The following is a 21905-nucleotide window of genomic DNA, read 5'->3' as shown; positions in this document are numbered from 1 at the left end:
TGGGAGCGGGCTTGCTCGCGAAAGCGGTCTGTCAGTCGCATCAGTCATTGACTGACACGGCCCCTTCGCGAGCAAGCCCGCTCCCACAGGGTTTGCAGCAAACCCGTGCGTGCGTGGAACCCTGTTCTAAGCTCACAGTCGTATCGTCACTGGCACGTTCGTACAACGCAAAGGAGTCTGCATGACGGGTCCCGGATTTAAAATTTTGGTGGGGCTGGGCGTGTTCGCGCTGCTGACCGCTTGCGGCGATAAGAAACCGGTCGAAAAAGACCTGCCGCGGGTCTTCGTGCAAGCGGTCAAACCCGCGGATTACGCGGCTTCGGTGACCCTCACCGGCGATGTCCAGGCCCGAGTGCAGACCGAGTTGTCGTTCCGCGTCGGCGGCAAGATCATCCAGCGCATGGTCGATGTCGGTGACCGGGTGTCCGCCAAACAGGTGCTCGCCAAACTCGATCCGAAAGACCTGCAGACTAACGTCGATTCGGCCCAGGCCCAGGTCGTCGCCGAACAGGCGCGCGTCAAACAGACCGCCGCCGCGTTCGTGCGCCAGCAAAAACTCCTGCCCAAAGGCTACACCAGCCAAAGCGAATACGATGCCGCCCAGGCTGCGTTGCGCAGCAGCCAGAGCGCCCTGACCGCTGCCCAGGCACAACTGGCCAATGCCCGCGAACAACTGAGCTACACCTCACTGATCTCCGAAGCCCCCGGCGTGATCACCGCGCGCCAGGCCGAAGTCGGCCAGGTGGTGCAAGCCACGGTGCCGATCTTTAGCCTGGCCCGGGACGGGGAGCGCGATGCAGTGTTCAACGTCTACGAATCACTGCTGGCCGAGCCGCCCTCGGACAAATCGTTGGTGGTCAGCCTGCTCGATAACCCTGCAATCAAAACCACCGGCACTGTCAGGGAAATCACCCCGGCGGTGTCCGCGCAGACCGGCACCGTGCAGGTCAAAGTCACCCTGCATGGCCTGCCCGACGGCATGCAGCTCGGCTCGGTAGTCAGCGCGACGGCGAAGACGCCGGGCAAATCCGCGGTGGAATTGCCCTGGTCAGCCCTGACCAAAAACCTCAGCGACCCGGCCGTGTGGCTGGTGGACGCTGACGGCAAGGCGCAATTGCACACCGTCACCGTCGGCCGTTACCTGACCGGCAAAGTCATCATCAGCGGCGGTCTGGACGGTGGCGAAAAAGTCATCATCGCCGGCGGCCAGTTATTGCACCCGGGAATGAAAGTGGAAATCGCCGAAAACACCTACAAGGATTTGGCACCGGGAGCCGATCAATGAAGCGCCTGATGCTGTTGTCCGCCGGCCTGTTGCTGGTCGCCTGCTCAAAAAAAGAACCACCGCCGGAGCCAGTGCGCCCGGTGTTGTCTATCGAGGTCAAATCCCTGAGTCAGGAAGACCTCGGGCGTTTCGCCGGCAGCATCCAGGCCCGATACGAAAGCAACATCGGCTTCCGTGTGCCGGGCCGAATCGCCAGCCGTAATGTCGATGTCGGCGCCGAAGTCGAGAAGGGCGCCTTGCTCGCGACCCTCGACCCTACCGACCAGCAGAACCAGTTGCGTTCGGCTGAGGGCGATCTGGCGCGCATCCAGGCGCAGTTCATCAACGCCCAGGCCAACGCACGCCGTCAGCAAGCCTTGTTTGATCGCGGGGTCGGCGCCCAGGCGCAACTGGACATCGCCCAGACCGACTTGAAAACCACCCAGGCGTCCCTTGATCAAGCCAAGGCTGCGGTCGATCAGTCCAAGGACCAACTCAATTACGTGCAGTTGCGCACCGATCACAAAGCCATCGTCACCGCGTGGAACGCGGAGGCCGGGCAAGTCGTCACCGCCGGCCAGCAAGTGGTGACCCTGGCGCAACCGGACATCAAGGAAGCGGTGATCGACCTGCCGGACACCCTGGTCGATCAACTGCCAACCGATGTGGTGTTCCAGGTCGCCTCGCAACTGGACCCAAGCATCACCAGCACCGCGATCATCCGTGAAATCGAACCCCAGGCTCAAAGTGCGACCCGTACCCGCCGCGCCCGCCTGACCCTGAACGACACGCCACCGGGCTTTCGCCTGGGCACGGCGATCAGCGTGACCCTCAGCTCGGCGATCAAACCGCGTCTGGAATTGCCGGTCGGCGCTCTGCAAGAAGTCGATGGCAAAACCCGAATCTGGGTGATCGACCCGCAAAACCAGACCGTTTCCCCACGGGATGTCAGCCTGATCAGCCGTACCGATTCGACGGTGGTGCTGGCCGACGGCGTGAGGTCCGGTGAGCGCGTGGTCAGCGCCGGTGTGAACAGCCTGAAACCCGGGCAAAAAGTCAAAATCGACGAGGAAAGCCCGCGATGAAAGGGAGTTTCAACTTATCCGAATGGGCCCTCAAACATCAGTCGTTCGTCTGGTATTTGATGTTCGTCGCGCTGCTGATGGGCGTGTTCTCGTACATGAACCTGGGCCGCGAGGAAGACCCCTCGTTCACCATCAAAACCATGGTCATCCAGACCCGCTGGCCCGGTGCGACCCAGGAAGAAACCCTCAAGCAGGTCACTGACCGTATCGAGAAAAAACTCGAAGAGCTCGACTCCCTCGACTATGTGAAAAGCTACACCCGGCCCGGCGAATCCACGGTGTTCGTCTACCTGCGCGACACAACCAGCGCCAAGGACATCCCGGAAATCTGGTACCAGGTGCGCAAGAAGATCAACGACATTCGCGGCGACTTCCCCAAAGGCCTGCAAGGGCCGGGGTTCAACGACGAATTCGGTGATGTGTTCGGTTCGGTCTACGCCTTCACCGCCGACGGCTTGTCGATGCGTCAGTTGCGCGATTACGTCGAGCAAGTGCGGGCGGCGATTCGCGATGTGCCGGGGCTGGGCAAGGTCGAGATGGTCGGTGAGCAGGACGAAGTCCTCTATCTGAACTTCTCCACGCGCAAACTCGCCGCGCTGGGCATCGATCAGCGTCAGGTGGTGCAGAGCCTGCAATCGCAGAACGCCGTGACCCCGGCGGGTGTGATCGAGGCCGGGCCGGAGCGGATTTCCGTGCGCACTTCCGGGCAGTTTGCCTCCGAGAAAGACCTGGCCAACGTCAACCTGCGGCTCAACGACCGCTTCTATCGCTTGGCCGACATCGCTGAAATCAGCCGTGGTTACGTCGATCCGGCCAACCCGGAATTCCGCTTCAACGGTCACCCGGCCATCGGCCTGGCAATTGCGATGAAGAAGGGCGGCAACATCCAGGAATTCGGCAAGGCCCTGCACCAGCGCATGACCGACCTGACCGCCGACCTGCCGGTGGGCGTCGGCGTGCACAACGTCTCTGACCAGGCTGACGTGGTGGAAAAAGCCGTTGGCGGCTTCACCAGTGCGCTGTTCGAAGCGGTGGTGATCGTGCTGATCGTCAGCTTCATCAGCCTCGGCGTGCGCGCCGGGTTGGTGGTGGCCTGCTCGATTCCGCTGGTGCTGGCGATGGTCTTCGTCTTCATGGAATACAGCGGCATCACCATGCAGCGAATTTCCCTCGGCGCGCTGATCATCGCCCTCGGCCTGCTGGTGGACGACGCGATGATCACCGTCGAGATGATGGTCACGCGCCTGGAGATGGGCGAAACCAAGGAGCAGGCGGCAACGTTCGCCTACACATCGACGGCGTTCCCGATGCTCACCGGTACGCTGGTGACCGTGGCTGGTTTTGTGCCGATTGGCTTGAACGCCAGCTCCGCCGGTGAGTACACCTTCACGCTGTTTGCGGTGATCGCCGTGGCGATGCTGGTGTCATGGGTTGTCGCGGTGTTGTTCGCTCCGGTGATCGCCGTGCACATCCTCAGCACCGATGTGAAACCGCATTCCGCTGAGCCGGGTCGCATTGGTCGGGCGTTCAATGGCGGCATGTTCTGGGCCATGCGCAATCGCTGGTGGGCCATCGGCATCACCATCGCGTTGTTCGTGGCGTCGGTGTTTTCCATGCAGTTTGTGCAGAACCAGTTTTTCCCGTCCTCGGACCGCCCGGAAATCCTCGTCGACCTCAACCTGCCGCAAAACGCCTCGATCGACGAAACCCGCAAGGCCGTGGACAAGCTCGAAGCGACGCTCAAGGACGACCCGGACGTCGTGCGTTGGAGCACCTACATCGGCGAGGGCGCGATCCGTTTCTACCTGCCTCTCGACCAGCAATTGCAGAACCCGTACTACGCGCAATTGGTGATCGTCAGCAAAGGCCTGGAATCGCGCACCGCACTCAGCCAGCGCTTGCGTGAGCGGCTGCGCAAAGACTTTGTCGGCATTGGCAGTTACGTCCAGGCCCTGGAAATGGGGCCTCCGGTCGGGCGGCCGATTCAGTACCGGGTCAGCGGCAAGGACATCGATCAAGTGCGCAAACACACGATCGAACTGGCCACCGAACTCGACAAGAACTCGCACATCGGCGAAATCATTTACGACTGGAACGAACCGGGCAAAGTCCTGCGCATCGACATCGCCCAGGACAAGGCGCGGCAACTGGGGCTGTCGTCGGAAGACGTGGCCAACTTGATGAACAGCATCGTCGTCGGCTCGCCGATCACTCAGGTGGACGATGATATTTACCTGATCAACGTCGTTGGTCGCGCCGAGGATGCCGAGCGGGGTACGCCGGAAACCTTGCAGAACCTGCAGATCGTTACGCCGGGCGGCACCTCGATTCCGTTGCTGGCCTTCGCCACGGTGCGTTATGAACTGGAGCAACCGCTGGTCTGGCGCCGCGACCGCAAACCGACCATCACCATCAAGGCTGCGGTGCGCGACGAGATTCAGCCGACTGACCTGGTGAAACAGCTGCAACCGACCATCGACAAATTCGCTGCCGGGTTGCCGGTGGGTTACAAGGTCGCCACCGGCGGCACCGTCGAAGAAAGCGGCAAGGCCCAGGGGCCGATTGCCAAGGTTGTGCCGCTGATGCTGTTCTTGATGGCGACGTTCCTGATGATCCAGCTGCACAGCGTGCAGAAGCTGTTCCTGGTGGCCAGCGTCGCGCCGCTCGGCTTGATCGGCGTGGTGCTGGCGCTGATCCCGACCGGCACGCCCATGGGCTTCGTGGCGATCCTCGGGATTCTGGCGTTGATCGGCATCATCATCCGCAACTCGGTGATCCTGGTGACGCAGATCGATGCGCTGGAGAAGGAAGGCCTGGCACCGTGGGATGCGGTGGCGCAGGCGACGGAGCATCGTCGCCGGCCGATCCTGCTGACGGCGGCGGCCGCGAGCCTGGGGATGATCCCGATTGCGAGGGAAGTGTTCTGGGGGCCGATGGCCTACGCGATGATTGGCGGGATTATCATTGCGACGTTGCTGACGCTGCTGTTTTTGCCGGCGCTTTATGTCGCCTGGTACAAAATTCGCGAGCCGAAGAAAGACGCACGGTAAAGCACGAACCCTGTGGGAGCGGGTTTGCTCGCGAAAGCGGTTTATCAGTCGACCTCTCCATTGACTGAAACGGCCCCTTCGCGAGCAAGCCCGCTCCCACAGTTGACCGAGTTGTCCAGATGGACGCGACCCCTGTAGGAGCTGCCGAAGGCTGCGATCTTTTGATCTTCGCGCTAGTCGGCGCGACGCCAAACACTCGCCAACCAAGGCTGTTGCTCCCGAGGCAACCCCGCTGGCCGGAAGTAATGCTCCAACTCGACAAAACCGGCTTCGGTCAGCAATTTCTGCCACGTCTGCAAATCGTGATACGCCCCATATCGCGGCCCGTTCCAGCCTTCCTGATTCTCCCCACGCGGGTTGGAACTGAACAACACACCGCCCGGTTTCAACGCCCCGCGCAATTCCTTCAACACCCGAGGCAATTCCTGACGCGGGATATGAAACAGCACCGCATTGGCAAAAATCCCGTCGAAGCGTTCAGCCGGCAGATCCAGCTTCAGGAAATCCTGCTGCAAGACTTCACAACCGCTGTCCTCCCGGGCCATCTGCGCAAACTTCTCCGAGCCATCAAGGCCGACGGCGATGTGGCCCATGCGCGTAAACGTCTGCAAATCCCGCCCCGGCCCGCAGCCAAAGTCGAGAATGTTGAACGGCGCCTCACCCTGGATGTGCCGCAGCAACGCATCGATATTTTGGCTGACATCGTGATCGCGCGTGCCCTCGCGAAAACCCTCGGCCACCGAGTTGTAATGGCCCAGGGTGGTGGCGGTGATTTTCTGGAGGTCGTCGGGGGTTTGTTTCATGGGGGGCTGCGCAGGCAATGGGGATTTGCCGAATATACGCCATCAACCTTGGGGCTGCTTCGTAGCCATTCGCGGGCAAGCCTCGCTCCTACAGGGAAATGCGGTCAACTGTGGGAGCGCGGCTTGCCCGCGAAGGCGATGTCACTGACGACGCATGACGTCTGTGTGTATGCACCCCTGTGGCGAGGGAGCTTGCTCCCGCTGGGTTGCGAAGCAGCCCCCAAGCCATTCAATGAGGTGTGTAAGGCAAAACAGGTCAGCAGGTTTTGCGATTGCTGCGCAATCGAGCGGGAGCAAGCTCCCTCGCCACAAAAGCGCTTCAATCGCACTGCATTCAACGCTTGTTCAACCCTCGAGCCAACCGATCCCCGCCGAGTTGAATAATCGCCACCAACACCACCAGCAACACAATCACCGTCAACATGATCTGGCTGTCAAAGCGCTGATACCCATACCGATAGGCAATGTCCCCCAACCCGCCAGCACCAATCGCCCCGGCCATGGCGGAAGAGTTGATCATCGTCACCAGCGTGATGGTGAAACCGCCAACAATCCCCGGCAATGCCTCAGGCAACAGCACATGCCAGACGATATGCCAGCGCCGGCAACCCATCGCCTGCGCCGCTTCGATCAAGCCGTGATCGACTTCGCGCAAGCTCACTTCGGCAATCCGCGCAAAGAACGGTGTAGCCGCAATGGTCAGCGGAACGACGGCAGCCCAAACACCATAGGTGGTGCCGACGATCAACCGGGTAAACGGAATCAGCGCCACCATCAGAATCAAAAACGGAATCGAGCGAAACAGGTTCACGAACGCGCCCAACACGCGATTCAAAACGGGTGCCTGGTAGATGCCACCCTTGTCGCTGGTGACCAGAATCACCGCCATCGGAATCCCCACCAGCAGCGCGATCAGCGATGACACGCCGACCATCAGAAAGGTGTCGATAAAGCCCTGAAGCAAGCGATCAAACCACATAACCCAACACCTCCACCTGTTGCGCCCAGTTACCGGCGCGCTGACGCAATTCCTCGGCGCCCAGGGACGATCCCGCCACCGCTAACAGCAATTGCCCCAGCGCATGCCCCTGAATCCGCTCCACGCCGCCCTGAAGCAGGCGCACGCGGCCACCGAGGGCGCTGAACAGCGCTGCCAGATCCGGTTCGTCCGTGGCGCTCCCGGTGAATTGCAAACGCAGCACCACGGCGGCGTCCGAAGATTGAGGTTGGGCTTGTAGCCGACTCTGCAATTCTTCCGGCAACGCGTGTTGCAGCGGCGCGAGCAAGGTCTTGCTGACCTCGTGCTGCGGGTTGCCGAAGACTTCCCACACCGGCCCTTGCTCGACGACACGTCCGTGCTCAAGCACCACAACGCGGTCGCAGATATCGCGGATCACCGCCATCTCGTGGGTGATGAGCACGATGGTCAAACCGAGGCGCTGATTGATCTCGCGCAACAGGCCGAGGATCGATTGCGTCGTCTCGGGATCAAGCGCCGAAGTTGCCTCGTCGCACAGCAGAATTTCCGGGTCATGCACCAATGCGCGGGCGATCCCGACACGCTGCTTCTGCCCGCCGGAAAGCTGCGCCGGGTAAGCCTTGTGCTTCTCTTGCAGGCCCACCAGCTCCAGCAATTCGCGGACTTTCTGCTCGCGTTTGTCCTTGGGCACACCGGCGACTTTCAACGGCAACTCAACGTTCTGCCAAACCGTCTTGGCCGACATCAGATTGAAGTGCTGGAAGATCATGCCGATCCGCCGGCGCAGCGCGACCAAACGGTCTTCGTCGAACTCGCCGATGTCGACCTGATCGATCAATACGCGCCCGGTGCTCGGCTGCTCCAGGCGATTGATGGTGCGGATCAGCGATGATTTGCCAGCGCCGCTGCGGCCGATAATGCCAAACACTTCACCGCGCTGGATCGCCAGGTCGATGCCGTGTAACGCCGCCACCGGACCTTGCTGACCGTTGTAGGTTTTACCCAAGCCGATGAAGCGCACGTGAGCACGATTCAGGTCGGGACGCAGTTCAGTCTGTTCGGCTTTCTGAGGCTCTGGAATATCCAGTCGCCGTTGGATCGCGGCCGTCATTCTCAGCTTTCCCAACCGGCTTGATACAGCTTGCCGTGGGCCTTATCCAGCGCCGCGCGAACGACTGGCGAGTGCTGATAGATGTCGACGAATTTGATCAGGCGCGGATCGGTTTTGCTTTTTGGCTGGATCACGAACTGGATCACGTATTCCTTGTGATCGAGGCCGTCGAACAGCAGCGCCGAGCCGGCATCGAAGGTCTTCGCCAGGCGGATGTAGGCCGGGTAGCCCTGGACCAGATCGGCGTCGTCATAGGCGCGCACCAGTTGCACGGCTTCGACCTGGAGGATTTTGATCTTCTTCGGGTTGGCGATGATGTCTTCTTCGGTGGCCTTGTAGCCAACCCCCGGTTTGAGGGTGATCAGCCCGGCCTTGGCCAGCAGTTGCAGGCCGCGACCGCTGTTGATCGGGTCGTTGGCGATGGCGACGCTGGCGCCTTCTGGCAGTTCGTCGAAGCTTTTGTATTTCTTCGAGTAGAGGCCGACGTTGTTGATGATCCCAGGCGCAAACGGCACCAGGTCAAAACCGGCGGCAGCCTTGGCGTTTTCCAGGAACGGCACGTGCTGGAAGTAGTTCACGTCGATGTCGCCGGCGGCGAGGCTGACGTTCGGGGCGATCCAGTCGGTGAACTCCACGAGTTCGACTTTCAGGCCTTGTTTGGAGGCCTCTTCGACGGCGGCTTCCAGCGGGATGGCGAACGCGGCGGTGGTGCCGACTTTCAGCGGCGCGTCGGCGGCGAAGGTGATGGAGCTGAAGAGGCCGAGGGCCAGGGCCAGTGCTTTGACTGGGTGGGAGAGGTAGTGCTTGGTCATGATGGTTATTCCAGTCAGTGCATTAAATTTTGGGTGTTTGGGCGGGCCTCTTCGCGGGCAAGCCCGCTCCCACAGGGGAGCGCATTCCAAATGTGGGAGCGGGCTTGCTCGCGAAGCTTTTAACGGCGAAACGCTGCGCCCGTGTGTTGCTCAGGCAAATGCGCCTCGCCGTGAAACAGCTTCTCGCGCAGGCTGCCGCTGTCATAAGCCGTTTTGTAAGACCCGCGACGCTGCAACTCCGGAATCACCAGATCGATGAAATCCACGTAGCTTTCCGGCGTGACGATGCGTGTCAGGTTGAAGCCGTCGAGGCCGGTTTCGGCGATCCACGATTCCAGCTCATCGGCCACTTGTTCGGGCGAACCAACCACGGTGATGTAGCGGCCACCGAGGGCGTGTTGTTCGAGCAATTTGCGCCGGGTCCAGTCGTTGTTTTGCAGGTTCTTGGTCGCCGACTGGATCGCGTTGCTCTTCACGTACTGGATCGGTTCGTCGATCTCGTACTGGGAAAAATCGATCGCGGTGGACGCCGAGAAATGCGCCACGCCGGCCTCGGCACTGGCGTAGCTCAGGTACTCGGCGTGCTTGGCCCAGGCCAGTTCTTCGGTGGCGCCGACGATCACGTTCAGCCCCATGAACACCTTGATGTCCTCAGGGTTGCGCCCGGCTTCAACGGCGCTGGCCCGGACTTTGTCCACTTGCACCTTGGTCGATGGTTTGTTCTGGCCGCTGATAAACACGCACTCGGCATGGCGCCCGGCGAACAGCAAGCCGCGATCCGAACTGCCGGCCTGGAACAGCACCGGCGTGCGCTGCGGCGACGGCTCGCAAAGGTGATAACCCTCGACCTGATAGAACTCGCCCTTGTGCTCGACCTTGTGCACTTTCTCGGGTTGGGCGTAGATCCGCTGCTTGGGATCGTTGAGCACCGCGCCGTTTTCCCAGCTGCCTTCCCAGAGTTTGTAGAGCACTTGCAGGTACTCATCGGCCTGGTCGTAGCGGCGGTCATGTTCGACCTGTTCGCTGAGGCCCATGGCCTTGGCGGCGCTGTCGAGGTAGCCGGTGACGATGTTCCAGCCCACGCGGCCGCGACTCAAATGGTCGAGGGTCGACATGCGGCGGGCGAACAGATACGGCGGCTCGTAAGTCAGGTTGGCGGTCAGGCCAAAGCCAAGATTTTTCGTCACCGCAGCCATGGCCGAGACTAGCAGCAGCGGGTCGTTGACCGGCAGCTGGATTGACTCTTTCAGCGGCACGTCCACCGAGTTCTGGTAGACGTCGTACACGCCGACGATGTCAGCGATGAACAAGCCGTCGAACAGACCGCGCTCCAGCAGTTGCGCCAGTTCGGTCCAGTATTCGATGGTTTTGTATTGGGTGGAGGTGTCCCGTGGATGGGTCCACAAGCCATGGTTGATGTGCCCGATGCAGTTCATGTTGAACGCGTTGAGCAGGATCTTCTTTTTCGCATCAGCCATCAGATGGTCCCCCGCAGCGGCGGGTTTTCATCGTTGAGGTAGTAATTGCCCACCGCGTGATACTTCCAGCGCACCGGGTCGTGCAGCGTGTGTACCCGGGCGTTGCGCCAGTGGCGATCCAGACCGTGTTCGATCAGGGTCGCCTGGCTGCCGGCCAGTTCGAACAGCGTGGTGCCGGCGGCGAGGGAGATTTCGGTGCTGATGGCCCGGGCTTCGGCAACGGCAATCGAGGCGGCTGCCACCGTCTCGGCGTTCATGTTGGCCTGGGCTTTGTCGAGGAATTCGCCGGAGCGTTCCAGCAGCGCTTCGGTGGCGTGCAAGCGAATCGCCAGGTGGCCGAAGCTCTTGATGGTCAGCGGGTCTTCGACGGCTTTTTCATGGGTGGCGTCGATCCATGGCCGGGTTTTAGTGCGCACGAAATGCAGGGCATCTTCGTAGGCTGCGCGGGCGATGCCGGTGTCGATGGCGGCGTGAAGAATCTGCGCCAGCGGGCCAACGGTGGTTGGGCGTTCGAAGGCGCTTTGAAATGGAATCACGTCTTCGGCGGCAACGTAGACGTCTTCGAACACCACCGAACCGCTGCCGGTGGTGCGCTGGCCGAAGCCGCTCCAGTCGTCGATCACCGTCAGGCCTTGGCTGTCGCGAGGTACGAAGGCCAGTTGCTGCACGCCGTTTTCATCCACGACTGACGTCGGAATGCGCTGGGCGTAGATCGCGCCCGTGGCGTAGAACTTGCGACCGTTGATGCGATAGCCGTCACCGTCGCGCTTGAGGCTGGTGACGCGGTCATGGGCAGTCTTGGTGCCGAGTTCGGCGAGGGCATTGCCGAAGCGCTGACCGGCCAAGACTTCGGCGTACAGGCGTTTCTTCTGCGCGTCGCTGCCGTTCACACGCAGCACTTCGAGGGCGTAGAAATGGTTCTGCGGGATTTGCCCGAGGGACCCATCGGCCTGGGCGATCAGGGCAATGACTTTGGCCAGGGTGACGTTGGACACGCCAGCGCCGCCGTATTCTTTTGGCACGCTGATGCCCCAGAGACCCGAACGGGAAAACACTTCCAGTTCCGGGTGCGGCAAACGGCGTTCGCGGTCGCGCAGGGCGCTGTCGCGTTTGAAATCTTCGGCCAGGTCACTGGCGACGATCAGGGCTTGCTCATCGCTGGTTATGACCGCGACGTGGTGAGAAAGAGTCATGTGTTTCTCCAGAGGTCTGGTCAAATCCAGGAATGGCGAGCGGGCAAAGTACCGTTCAAGTGGTAAGTGCCGACGGCGTAATACTTCCAGCGCACAGGGTCGTGCAGGGTGTGCACGCGAGCGTTGCGCCAGTGGCGGTCGAGGTTGAATTCGGCGAGGGTGGCGCGGCTGCCGGCCAGTTCGAAGAGTTTTTCGCTGGCCAGCAGCGAGATCTCGGTGGTCAGCACTTTGGCTTCGGCCACCGCAATCGAAGCGCGGGCAGCGGACTCGGCGGTGAGCGGCGCGGCGTTAACCTGATCGAGCACTTGCCCGGCCTTGCGCAACAGCGCTTCGGCGGCGTGCAGTTCGATTTTCAGTTTGCCGATGTCGGCGATCACGTACAGGTCATCGCTGGCGCGTTCGACCTTGGCGTCGATCCATGGGCGGGCGCGGGTTTTGACGAACTCGATGGCGTCGTCGATGGCACCGCGAGCGATGCCGGCGTCGATGGCGGCTTGAATCAATTGCGACACGGCGCCCTGGATGTTCGGGCTGTCGTTGATCTTCCAGTTATCCACCACCAGCTCGGCGTCGACCCGCACGTTATTGAGCAAAATGGTGCCGCTGGCGGTGGTGCGCTGGCCGAAACCGGACCAGTCATCAACGATGCGCAAACCCGGCGTGCCACGGCGGACGAAGGCCAGCACTTGCTTGCCGTCGTCGTTCAACGCCTTGACCGCCACCCAGTGAGCGAACAGCGCGCCGGTGGAATAGAACTTCTGACCGCTAACGACGAAACCGTCGCCGTCGGCAGTGATCCGCGCCTTGAGTTCGAGGGTGTTCTTGGTGCCGCGTTCTGGCCCGGCATTGCCGATGCGCCAGCCTTCGAGCACGCTTTTGAACAGCTGCTTTTTCTGCGATTCCGTGGCGCTGCCGAGCACCAGATTCAGGATGCCGAACTGATTCTGCGGGATCTGCCCGAGTGCCGGGTCCGCCGCGGAAATGATCGCGAAAACATCCGCGATGGTCACAAAGGAAACCTGCGGGCCACCGTACTCGCGCGGGATGGCAATACTGCCCAGGCCGCTGCGGGTGAACTGTTCGATTTCCGACCACGGCAGCTTGCGCTGCTGGTCACGTTTGGCCGCTTGCAAGCGGGCGGTTTGCGCCAGCTCATGGGCAGCTTTGATGGCTTGTGCGTCGTTGCGCAAAACCTGCGCGGGCAACAACAGGGGGGCGATATCCAGATCACTCTGGATGGTGGCTTCTGCCAGACTGGACATCAGTGCCGCTCCTTGGCTGCACGCAATGCCCTGGCGATCTGCACTGGGGTGATTGTGTTGTGGACCATACCTACCTCACATCTCATGGAAACGCCGCGATGGTGGCGGCGAATGAATATCAAGAATGTCCGGTGGTCCGGTGCATATACCCTAAGCGTGTATAAATAATTAATAAACTAACTTTTGGGAATATGCATAGAAGGGCGTCTGTCCGCAGGGCAACAGTTGTTTGTGGAGCAACAGTCGGCGTTTGGGCTGGGGCGGCAGGGTCTCCTGTGGGAGCGGGCTTGCTGTGGCGAGGGGGCTTGCCCCCGTCGACTGCGCAGCAGTCGCCATTGCGTTCTCCGCGATTCAACAGAGAAATCACAGTTGCAGATTTGGGGGCGCTTCGCGCCCCAACGGGGGCAAGCCCCCTCGCCACAAAAGCCCTCCAGGCACAGTGGTGTTTTTACTTTTTGCGGGGTTCTGCTGCCTTCAGTTCTTCCTTCAACGGCGCTTTCAGATAGGGATTGGCGCAGCCGATCTTCAGCATTCGCGGCGGCGCCCAGCGGGAGTTGTTGCCCACTCGGTCGAGGATGCAGTAGGTCACTTCCAGACGAAGGTCTTCGCCAGCCTCAAGAATGATCGCTGGCGGCACCCAGACCTGAATTGGCTCGCCAATGTCACCAGCCTTGAGCTTGGGCAGGTCCATGCGTACATCGCCCCACTGCAGAGTGATTTCGTCGTCGATGGCCATGTTCAGGTAAGGCTCGATGGTCAGCGGTACGCCGCGTTTGATCTGGTTCGGGTTGACCCCCTGGCGGCGAATGGTTTCGGGAATGTTCACCGGAGCCAGGCTCTGGTTTTCGTCGCCGGATAGGGCTGGCGCCTGACCGCCCGGGCAATCGAGCTTGATCTGCACCCGCGTGGTCGGCGACAGCGCCGGGTCGTGCCCTACCTGCATGACGCGGTAGTGGACGTGTGAGGTGCCATTGATGACAAAGCTCTCGGGCACTCGCAGTTGCACGGGTTGATTGACGTCGTCGACGATCAGGGCCTTTGAAGCCACGTAGCAGTCGTCCCAGTAGAGTTCGATCAGATCGCCTTCGTCCATGCCGGGGTAGGGCGCTACCGCAATCAGCAAGTGGGCGGCCGAGGTGATGTTGATACCGCTCCTGTGGGATTGCGCCAGGGTCGGTGCCGCAAGTTCGGGTTTGTTCGAGGTGCTTGTCATGGGTTCTCTCCTTGAAGCCTGCAGCGAAGTCCGTTTCTGGAAGTCAAAGGCGTGAATTGCCGAGCAACAAAACTGTTAATTATGTGTGAGAGTTAAAAACGATTGAGTTGGATGGCTGGCGCCTGTTGGTGACTAGATAAGAACGCGCTTGAATAGGTGTCAATAGAGTTTGTTAGTTGGATGTTGGAATCGGTGTTATTCAGAAATTTCCTACAGGTGAAAGTTAATAAGCGGCATCGCGCTGTCGAACTTTTCCGTGTTTTTCTCTTGGTTTTACGCTCTGTGTACGGTGAGCGGTGGAGCTTGATGATTAGGTTTTGGCTTGATTTCAGGCGGCAGGATTCTGTTGCAGGACATATATATATGTACCGCATGAAGAGAGGGGGAAGTTATATGTACGTGAGTACGAGGTGGTTTAGCGGGGGAGAAGGGCGTGTAATTTTTTGATTGGATACAAGTGCAACTTCCTTCCATGGAAGCTGACAAGTTTTAAATCAATATTTCAGTGGTGCGCGTTATTCAGAAACTTGCTGAGGAACTGTTTGGTCCGTTCTTCTTTCGGGTTGGCAAACAACGCCTTGGCTTCGCCTTGTTCGACGATCACACCCTTGTCGAAAAACACCACGCGGTTCGCCACGTCCCGGGCAAAGCCCATTTCGTGGGTGACGATCACCATGGTGCGATTCTCTTCTGCCAGGCTGCGGATGGTCGCCAGCACTTCACCGACCAGCTCCGGGTCGAGTGCAGAGGTGGGTTCATCGAACAGAATGACTTCCGGTTCCATCGCCAGCGCCCGGGCAATCGCCACACGCTGTTGCTGACCACCGGACAGGCGTCGCGGGTAAGCATCTTCCTTGCCCGCCAGGCCAACCCTGGCCAACAGCTTTTTACCCAAGGCAACGGCTTCGGCGTGGGGGATCTTCTTCACGATGATCGGGCCTTCGATCACGTTTTCCAACGCCGTGCGATGCGGGAACAAATTGAAGTTCTGGAACACGAAGCCCACATGCTGGCGCAGACGTCGCACCAGGCCTTGCTGCTGGTTCAACGGGCGGCTGCCATCGATCTCGATGTCGCCAACCTTGATCCGGCCGCTGGTGGGTTCTTCGAGGAAGTTCAGGCAACGCAGGAACGTGGTCTTGCCCGAGCCGCTCGGCCCGATAATCGCCACCACCTCGCCTTCCTTCACTTCCAGATCGATGCCGTTGAGCACCACTTGACCCTTGAACTGCTTTGTCAGTTTTTCCACGACAATCATTGGGTCAGGACTCCTGGTCGTGCCGATTGACCCGCTCTTCCAACTTGTTCTGCAGGTGCGAGAGCACCGTGGCAAGAATCCAGTAGATCAGGGCGGCGGCCAGATACATGGTGAAAATTTCAAAGGTGCGCGCGGTGATCAGTTGCGCCTGGCGGAACAGCTCCGGCACCTGGATGGTGGCGGCCAGCGCCGTGTCCTTGACCAGTGAAATGAAGCTGTTGCCCAGCGGCGGCAGGGCCGTGCGCATCGCTTGCGGCAGGATGGCCCGGCGCAGGGTCTGCGCGCGGGTCATGCCGATACTCGCAGCGGCTTCCCACTGGCCACGCTCGATGGAACTGATCGCAGCACGCAGGATTTCACAGGCGTAGGCGGCCATGTTCAGCGAGAAGCCGATCAGGGCGGCTGGCAGCGGATCGAGTTCGATGCCCAATTGCGGCAAGCCGTAATAGATCACGAACAACTGCACCAGCAACGGCGTGCCGCGAAAGAACGACACGTAGATGCGGGCCAGCCAGCTGACCGATTTGAAACGCGACAGGCGCATCAACGCCAGGCCGAAGCCCATCACCAGGCCGAAGAACATTCCGCCCAGGCTCAGGATGACCGTGTAATACGCGCCCTTCAGCAGGAAGGGCGCGGAGTCCAGCGCAAGTTGGAAAGCTTCTTCCATTATTGAGTGACGTCAGCGCTGAAGTATTTTTCCGAAAGCTTTTTCAGCGTGCCGTCGGCGCGCAGCTTGTCGATGGCCTTGTTCACCGCAGCCAGCAGCTCAGGCTCGCCTTTGCGCAGGGTTACACCGGCTTCCTGACGGGAGAACGCTTCGCCGGCGGCGGAGGTGTCCTTGGCCTTCTTGGCGTATTCGAGGGCGGCGAGGCGGTCGATCAGAATGGCGTCGGTGCGGCCGTTACGCAGGTCGGCGAACTTGCTCGGATCATCTTCATAGGTGCGCACGTCAGCGGTCGGCACGTTGGCTTTCACCCATTGCTCGTAGTTGGTGCCCAGGCCTACGCCGACTTTCTTGCCACCCAGGTCGGCGGCAGTCTTGATGTTCAGCTCCGCAGCCTTCTTGGTCAGCACCAGCGCCTGAATCCCGGAAACGGTGTACGGCTCGGAGAAGTCATACTTCTTCTTGCGCTCGTCCGAGATGGTCACCTGGTTGATCACCGCGTCCAGACGCTTGGATTCCAGCGCCGCGAGGATGCCGTCCCATTTGGTCGGTTGCAGTTTGACCTTCACGCCCAGCTCTTTGGCCAGGGCTTCGGAGAACTCGACTTCGAAGCCGGCCAGTTTGCCGTCGGCGTCAACGAAACTGAACGGTGGGTAAGTGCCTTCCAGGCCGACGTTGATCACGCCTGCGTCCTTGATTTTTTGCAGTTGCTCACCGGCAACCGCTTGCCCCAACAGGCCAGCGCTCAATGCCAGGCCCAGCGAACCTACCAGCAGGTTGCGACGTAGTGCGGAAAAATTCATGACAAGCCCCTGTGTTTTCTTATGAAGACGCTTTTAGGAATGTTGGCAAAATCGGGATTTGAACGATTGCGATATCCTGCCCTAAAGCAGCTTATGCGTCTCGCGCCAAATTCGCCTGCGGCGCGACTATATGATGATGTCGTTAGATAGGAAAATACTAAATATTCAGTTTGTTATTCTTTAAAAGAATATACGGCTGATGCGATTCCCTGTGGCGAGGGGGCTTGCCCCCGCTGGAGGCCGAAGGAATCCCAAAAACAGCGAAGCGTAGTGTCAGGCTTTACACGGTCGCAGATATTGCGGCTGCTGCGCAGCCGAGCGGGAGCAAGCTCCCTCGCCACAAAAAGGCTGAATCCAGTTACAGAAAATCTTTATAGGCAAACAACGCCGGTGCCCCGCCGGTGTGCAGGAAGATGATCGGGCCTTCATCAAAGCGCCCGCGCCCGATGCCATCCAACAACCCGGCCATGGCCTTGCCCGTGTACACCGGGTCCAGCAACAAACCTTCCTGACTCGCCAGCAACTTCACCGCCGACAGCGTCCCGGCATTCGGCTCGCCATAGCGCGGGCCAAAGTATTCGTCCCACAATTCAACCTTGAAGCTCTTCGGCAGGCTCACACCCAGCAACTCGGCTGTGCGCTCGGCTAGGCCCTGGACTTTCGGTCGTTGATCCTCTTCGCTGCGGGAAACCGTCACGCCAATCACTGGCAAATCCGGGAGTGCTTCACTCAAGGCCAGCGCCAGACCACTGTGGGTACCGGCACTGCCCGACGCCAGGACCACGGCGGCGAATTGCAGGCCGGTGTCCTTTATCTGTTCCGCCAATTCCAGCCCCGCACGCACATAACCCAAAGCGCCCAAGGCATTGGAACCACCAATCGGCACCAGATAGGGCTTTTTGCCGTTGTTGCGCAGGCGATCAGCCAAGGCTTGCAGTTGGTCGTCGGCGTTATCGAGGTTCTCCACCAGCTCGACCTTGGCATCGAACAGGTCCAGCAGCAGCCGATTGCCGTTACCAACATAGTTGGCGTCATCGGTGCCCAGCGGGTTTTCCAGCAGCGCCACACAACTCAGGCCCAGTTTGGCGGCAATGGCAGCGGTCTGGCGTACGTGGTTGGATTGCAGCGCGCCAGCGGTGATCAAGGTGTCGGCGCCCTGGGCCAGCGCATCGGCAGCCAGGTATTCGAGTTTGCGCAGCTTGTTGCCGCCCATGGCCAGCGGCGTCAGGTCATCGCGCTTGACGTACACATCCCGGCCCAACCAGGTCGACAGTCGTTCAAGTTTTTCCAGGGCGGTGGGGTGGCCGAGCAGGTCGAGGCGGTTAAAGCGGGCAAGCGATTGTTTGATCATGGGTCCGTACTGGCGGTGGAGGATGTCAGGACTATAGGCACGCCCATTTGTACGGGCAACCGCCAATCGCTTATATCCGAATGTATTGATCACAGCACAATTGGTTCTTAATTCGGCTTCAAGCCCTTGCCGTAAAGTAATCGCCGTCAGTGCGGCCAGACAGTCCGGCCGCCCGTGAGGAGTTTTTACCGTGAGCGAGCGTTCCAGCCATTGGCAATTGCAGACCATCGTCAGCCAGCTGCGCACGGCGCGTGATCAATGGCGTGCACAAAACGGCCGCGCCAGCGGCGAGCAGGGCGGTCGCGAGTTGCCGTCCCGGGCGGCAATGGCGGAGATTCTTGAAGCGTTGTGTGGTGCGCTGTTCCCGATGCGCCTGGGGCCGGTGGATTTGCGTGAAGAGAGTGAAGATTTCTACGTCGGCCACACCCTCGATGTCGCGCTGAATGCGTTGCTGGCCCAAGCGCGGCTTGAACTGCGTTACGCCGCTCGCCACAGTGCCCAGGCTGACACTGAAGTCGAAGCCAAGACCATCCAGATCATCCAGGACTTTGCCCTCGCATTGCCGGGGCTGCGCAGTCTGTTGGACACCGACGTGCTGGCTGCTTATCACGGTGACCCGGCGGCCCGCAGTGTCGATGAAGTGTTGCTGTGCTATCCGGGGATTCTGGCGGTTATTCACCATCGCCTCGCCCACCATTTGTACCGCGCCGGGTTGCCGTTGCTGGCGCGGATCAGCGCGGAAATCGCCCACTCCGCCACCGGCATCGACATTCATCCGGGGGCGCAGATCGGCCGCAGCTTCTTTATCGATCACGGGACGGGTGTGGTGATCGGCGAGACGGCGATCATTGGCGAGCGGGTGCGGATTTATCAGGCCGTGACCCTAGGTGCCAAGCGCTTCCCTTCGGATGAGGACGGGCAGTTGCAGAAGGGGCATCCGCGGCATCCGATCGTTGAAGATGATGTGGTGATTTACGCCGGGGCGACGATTCTCGGGCGGATCACCATCGGCCAGGGTTCGACCATTGGCGGCAACGTGTGGCTGACCCGCAGCGTGCCGGCGGGGTGCAACCTGACGCAGGCGAATTTGCAGCATGATGATGGGACGCAGAAGTAAGCATCAGTTAGATCGTTGTTTGATTTGAGAGCCACCCCTCACCCCAACCCTCTCCCCAGGGGGGAGAGGGGAAGGGAGCCGATCTTTGTTGCTTTCAAATCCTGAGCTCGGCTCGATAGTTCAGGTCGATGTAGCTCAACTGAACACCTCGGTCAGTCCCCTCTACCCCTTGGGGAGAGGGTTAGGGTGAGGGGTGGTTCTCAAGGTTGATCGAGATACTGGCAATTAGCTCCTTTCTCAATGAACGAATCCTCCAAACCCCGCGTCATACCCTTCCCTGAGCTAGCGTAGGAAAGCGACCGCCGAGCCCTGCGATTAGTCCTTAGCACGCTATTCATGTTTAACTTGAACGCTCATTCAAGTTAAACCGCCGGTTTGCTGCCCGCTCACAACAGGAGGCTTGCCCTTGCCGAGTCCGTTACTGATTGCCCTGTTTCACCCCCTTGAGGCGCACTGTTCATGAGTGCACCGTCCACCCCTCCAAGCGGCCAAGTCCGCATGAATCCGCCGGTGTTCTACTTTGCTGCGGGTTTCATTCTGCTGTTCGGCATTGTCGTCATGGCCATGCCCAAACAGGCCGGTGCCTGGTTACTGGAAGCGCAAAACTGGGCGGCCAACACGGTCGGCTGGTATTACATGCTCGCGATGACCCTGTATCTGGTCTTCGTGGTGGTCACCGCGTTGTCTGGCTACGGCAAGATCAAGCTCGGTGCCGACCACGACGAACCCGAATTCAGTTACCTGTCCTGGGCCGGCATGCTGTTCGCCGCCGGGATCAGCATCACGCTGTTTTTCTTTTGCGTGTCCGAACCACTGACGCACCTGGCGCAGCCACCCCAAGGCACCGCCGGTACGCCGGAAGCGGCGCGGCAGGCGATGCAGATTCTGTTTCTGCACTGGGGCCTGCATGGCTGGGGCGTGTTCGCCTTCGTCGGCATGGCCCTGGCCTACTTTGCCTATCGACATAACCTGCCGCTGGCCCTGCGCTCGGCGCTGTACCCGCTGATTGGCAAACGCATCAACGGCCCGATCGGCTACGCAGTGGACGGCTTCGGCATCATCGCCACGGTGTTCGGTCTCGGCGCGGACATGGGCTTCGGGGTGTTGCACCTGAACTCGGGCCTGGACTACCTGTTCGGCATCGCCCACACCCACTGGATTCAGGTCGGTTTGATCACCTTGATGATGGGCGCGGCGATCATCGTGGCGGTGTCCGGCGTCGATAAAGGCGTGCGGGTAATGTCCGATATCAACATGCTGCTGGCCTGCGCGTTGCTGCTGTTCGTGTTGTTTGCCGGCCCGACGCAGCACCTGCTCAACACCTTGATCCAGAACATCGGCGACTACCTCGGCGCATTGCCGATGAAGAGTTTCGACCTCTACGCCTACGACAAACCCAGCGACTGGCTGGGCGGTTGGACAGTGTTCTATTGGGCCTGGTGGATTGCATGGTCGCCGTTCGTGGGCCTGTTCATCGCACGGATTTCCCGTGGCCGGACCATCCGTGAATTCGTCTTCGGCGTGCTGCTGATTCCGCTCGGTTTCACCCTGGCGTGGATGTCGATCTTCGGCAACAGCGCCATCGATCAAGTCCTCAACCACGGCATGACGGCGCTGGGTATGTCGGCCATCGATAATCCGTCGATGACCTTGTACCTGCTGCTGGAAACCTATCCGTGGAGCAAGACCGTGATCGCGGTGACGGTGTTTATTAGCTTCGTGTTCTTCGTCACGTCCGCCGACTCGGGCACCGTGGTGTTGTCGACGCTCTCTGCGAAGGGCGGCAACCCGGATGAAGACGGGCCGAAATGGCTGCGGGTGTTCTGGGGGGCGATGACGGCGTTGGTGACCAGTGCGCTGCTGTTCTCGGGCAGCATCGATGCGCTGAAATCTGCGGTGGTGCTGACCTCGTTGCCGTTCTCGATGATCCTGTTGCTGATGATGTGGGGGCTGCACAAGGCGTTCTACCTGGAATCCCAGAAGCAGATCGCGCAGATGCATTCCCTGGCACCGGTCTCCGGTTCCAAGCGTGGCGGCTGGCGTCAGCGCTTGAGTCAGGCGGTGCATTTCCCGTCGCGGGATGAGGTCTATCGCTTCCTCGAAACGACGGTGCGTCCGGCGATTGAAGAAGTGACGGCGGTGTTTGTCGAGAAGGGTCTGAACGTGGTCGCTCAGCCGGACCCGGCGAATGACAGCGTCAGCCTGAAAATCGGGCATGGCGAGCAGCATCCGTTCATTTACCAAGTGCAGATGCGCGGCTACTTCACGCCGTCCTTCGCCCGTGGCGGCATGGGTTCCAAGCAACTCAACAACCGTCGCTACTACCGGGCCGAAGTGCATTTGAGCGAGGGCAGTCAGGACTACGATCTGGTGGGTTACACCAAGGAGCAGATCATCAACGACATCCTCGACCAGTACGAACGGCACATGCAGTTCTTGCACCTGGTTCGTTGATCGGG

At 60.3% G+C, this 21905-nt stretch carries 17 protein-coding genes; 5 read left to right on the top strand and 12 right to left on the bottom strand.

Translation table 11 applies throughout. The annotated features are described in order from the left end of the window. The first annotated feature begins 181 nt into the window (after positions 1–181). From ACWIKB_RS26980 to ACWIKB_RS26970, 3 genes are read left to right on the top strand one after another with little or no spacing between them, the layout of a single operon-like run. Positions 182–1285 (top strand): efflux RND transporter periplasmic adaptor subunit, encoded by a 1104-nt coding sequence (locus ACWIKB_RS26980; RefSeq protein ID WP_475270529.1) that lies wholly within the window; start codon positions 182–184, stop codon positions 1283–1285. Further along, positions 1282–2349 (top strand): efflux RND transporter periplasmic adaptor subunit, encoded by a 1068-nt coding sequence (locus ACWIKB_RS26975; protein ID WP_475270528.1) that lies wholly within the window; start codon positions 1282–1284, stop codon positions 2347–2349. Before ACWIKB_RS26980 ends, ACWIKB_RS26975 begins: the two co-directional genes overlap by 4 nt. Beyond that, positions 2346–5399, top strand: a complete 3054-nt coding sequence (locus ACWIKB_RS26970; RefSeq protein ID WP_475270526.1) for an efflux RND transporter permease subunit — start codon at positions 2346–2348, stop codon at positions 5397–5399. Before ACWIKB_RS26975 ends, ACWIKB_RS26970 begins: the two co-directional genes overlap by 4 nt. A gap of 173 nt (positions 5400–5572) precedes the next feature. Here ACWIKB_RS26970 and ACWIKB_RS26965 read toward each other — a convergent pair whose 3' ends face one another. The 12 genes from ACWIKB_RS26965 to ACWIKB_RS26910 all read right to left on the bottom strand — a co-directional run bounded on the left by ACWIKB_RS26965 (position 5573) and on the right by ACWIKB_RS26910 (position 18329). Further along, complete coding sequence (locus ACWIKB_RS26965; RefSeq protein ID WP_475270525.1) at positions 5573–6202, bottom strand: class I SAM-dependent methyltransferase; 630 nt, start codon at positions 6200–6202, stop codon at positions 5573–5575. 334 nt (positions 6203–6536) lie between these two features. Continuing rightward, complete coding sequence (locus ACWIKB_RS26960; protein WP_475270524.1) at positions 6537–7181, bottom strand: methionine ABC transporter permease; 645 nt, start codon at positions 7179–7181, stop codon at positions 6537–6539. After that, positions 7171–8292: a methionine ABC transporter ATP-binding protein gene (locus ACWIKB_RS26955; RefSeq protein WP_475270523.1), complete on the bottom strand. Its 1122-nt coding sequence runs from the start codon at positions 8290–8292 to the stop codon at positions 7171–7173. The genes ACWIKB_RS26960 and ACWIKB_RS26955 overlap by 11 nt, the downstream gene beginning before the upstream one ends. A gap of 2 nt (positions 8293–8294) precedes the next feature. Continuing rightward, positions 8295–9104: a MetQ/NlpA family ABC transporter substrate-binding protein gene (locus ACWIKB_RS26950; protein WP_475270522.1), complete on the bottom strand. Its 810-nt coding sequence runs from the start codon at positions 9102–9104 to the stop codon at positions 8295–8297. 119 nt (positions 9105–9223) lie between these two features. After that, positions 9224–10582 carry an LLM class flavin-dependent oxidoreductase gene (locus ACWIKB_RS26945; RefSeq protein ID WP_163907714.1) on the bottom strand — a complete coding sequence of 453 codons (1359 nt, stop codon included), beginning with the start codon at positions 10580–10582 and terminating at the stop codon, positions 9224–9226. Beyond that, positions 10582–11775, bottom strand: coding sequence for an SfnB family sulfur acquisition oxidoreductase (locus ACWIKB_RS26940; protein ID WP_475270521.1), 1194 nt, complete (start codon positions 11773–11775; stop codon positions 10582–10584). Before ACWIKB_RS26940 ends, ACWIKB_RS26945 begins: the two co-directional genes overlap by 1 nt. Positions 11776–11795: 20 nt before the next feature. Then, positions 11796–13037 (bottom strand): SfnB family sulfur acquisition oxidoreductase, encoded by a 1242-nt coding sequence (locus tag ACWIKB_RS26935; RefSeq protein ID WP_475270520.1) that lies wholly within the window; start codon positions 13035–13037, stop codon positions 11796–11798. A gap of 448 nt (positions 13038–13485) precedes the next feature. After that, the gene (locus ACWIKB_RS26930; RefSeq protein ID WP_475270519.1) at positions 13486–14250 is read right to left on the bottom strand and encodes a hypothetical protein; all 765 of its coding nucleotides are present in this window, start codon (positions 14248–14250) and stop codon (positions 13486–13488) included. Between the two features lie 502 nt (positions 14251–14752). Beyond that, on the bottom strand, positions 14753–15508 hold the full coding sequence (gene tcyN / locus ACWIKB_RS26925; protein WP_475270518.1) for an L-cystine ABC transporter ATP-binding protein TcyN: 756 nt from the start codon (positions 15506–15508) through the stop codon (positions 14753–14755). A gap of 4 nt (positions 15509–15512) precedes the next feature. Beyond that, complete coding sequence (tcyL, locus tag ACWIKB_RS26920) at positions 15513–16178, bottom strand: cystine ABC transporter permease (RefSeq protein ID WP_054047827.1); 666 nt, start codon at positions 16176–16178, stop codon at positions 15513–15515. Then, positions 16178–16978 (bottom strand): cystine ABC transporter substrate-binding protein, encoded by an 801-nt coding sequence (gene tcyJ, locus ACWIKB_RS26915; RefSeq protein WP_475270517.1) that lies wholly within the window; start codon positions 16976–16978, stop codon positions 16178–16180. Before tcyJ ends, tcyL begins: the two co-directional genes overlap by 1 nt. A 358-nt stretch (positions 16979–17336) precedes the next feature. Next, positions 17337–18329, bottom strand: coding sequence for a D-cysteine desulfhydrase (locus ACWIKB_RS26910; protein WP_475270515.1), 993 nt, complete (start codon positions 18327–18329; stop codon positions 17337–17339). 190 nt (positions 18330–18519) lie between these two features. Between ACWIKB_RS26910 and epsC the strand changes: the two genes are divergently transcribed. Both epsC and betT read left to right on the top strand, forming a co-directional pair. Then, the gene (epsC, locus tag ACWIKB_RS26905; protein ID WP_475270514.1) at positions 18520–19446 is read left to right on the top strand and encodes a serine O-acetyltransferase EpsC; all 927 of its coding nucleotides are present in this window, start codon (positions 18520–18522) and stop codon (positions 19444–19446) included. A gap of 498 nt (positions 19447–19944) precedes the next feature. Then, positions 19945–21900, top strand: a complete 1956-nt coding sequence (gene betT, locus ACWIKB_RS26900; protein ID WP_475270566.1) for a choline transporter BetT — start codon at positions 19945–19947, stop codon at positions 21898–21900. Positions 21901–21905: the final 5 nt, after the last annotated feature.

Source organism: Pseudomonas sp. 5Vm1k, assembly GCF_056161485.1.
The sequence above is the reverse complement of the archived record's forward strand: the minus strand, read 5'-3'. Positions and strand labels throughout refer to the sequence as shown.